General features: G+C 71.5%; 1 pseudogene. It reads left to right on the top strand.

Annotation, left to right across the window (positions count from 1 at the left end):
• Nucleotides 1-565: pseudogene (locus tag G3N97_RS39110) on the top strand (oxidoreductase); the annotation flags it as partial.

Genomic DNA, 565 nt, shown 5'->3' with positions numbered 1-565 from the left:
GCCGGCGGCCTCGGCCCCGCGAACGGCGTGCAGACGCCCGCGAATCTGTGCGCCGCCGACGAGTTGCGCAATCTGATGCTGAGCCCGCTCGCGGGCCTCGATCCGCACGCGCTGTTCGACACCACGACGCTCGCCGCGCCGCTCGTCGCGATGCTGCAAAACGAGCCGCGCTTCGCCGCGCTGTCGCCGAAATTCGCCCTGCTGATCGACGGCGGCGAGTCACTCGCGGCGCTCGATCATCCGCACGATATCTGGCTCGCGGCCACGCGCGAAGGCGACGCAACGCGTTTCGCGTTCGGCCTCGCCGGTTGCCCGGACGACGGCGCGCCCGGCGTCATCGCCGCCACGCACGTTCAGGCGCTGATCCGCGCGCTGCTGCATGCGTTTCTCGATCTCGCCGCGCTCGATCAATTGCGCATGCGCGACGTGATCGCCTCGCACGGCGCCGCCGCGTTGCTCGACGCCGCGCAACGTCATGCCGATTTCGCGATCCCGACGCCGCAGCCCGCCGCCGATCACCACGCGCCCGCGAATTGGCAGCGCCCGCGCGTCGATCTCACGCGAC

It is taken from the genome of Paraburkholderia sp. Ac-20347 (assembly GCF_017104805.1).
GTDB classification, from domain to species: Bacteria; Pseudomonadota; Gammaproteobacteria; order Burkholderiales; family Burkholderiaceae; genus Paraburkholderia; species Paraburkholderia tropica.
The sequence above is the reverse complement of the archived record's forward strand: the minus strand, read 5'-3'. Positions and strand labels throughout refer to the sequence as shown.